This is a genomic window from Citrobacter sp. TBCS-14, from assembly GCF_005280805.1.
In the GTDB taxonomy this organism is placed as follows: Bacteria; Pseudomonadota; Gammaproteobacteria; order Enterobacterales; family Enterobacteriaceae; genus Citrobacter; species Citrobacter gillenii.
Genome location: NZ_SZWM01000530.1, coordinates 1 through 204, shown reverse-complemented (window position 1 = coordinate 204; position 204 = coordinate 1). Strand labels below are relative to the sequence as shown.

Annotated in this window: 1 protein-coding gene; it reads right to left on the bottom strand. The window is 54.4% G+C overall.

The features are described from left to right. The coding region (locus tag FDX22_RS19705) for a virulence factor SrfC family protein (RefSeq protein ID WP_146717662.1) at positions 1 to 204 on the bottom strand (204 nt) is incomplete at both ends.

The window sequence follows — 204 nt, the reverse complement described above, 5'->3', positions numbered from 1 at the left end:
AGCTCGTGCGCCTGTCCGGTTTGTTGCAAAGTATGCGCTAATGCCAGCCATTGCTGCGTTAACTCTGGTTGTTCTCCCCACAACAGCGCCCAGGCGTGAGCGCGGGTGGTTAGATCCAGCGCCGGCAGCAATGTAGCAAATTGATGCCATAGTGCATCATCAATTTGCTGCTGGTTTGCAGGAACACAAGAGCGCCAAAAACGG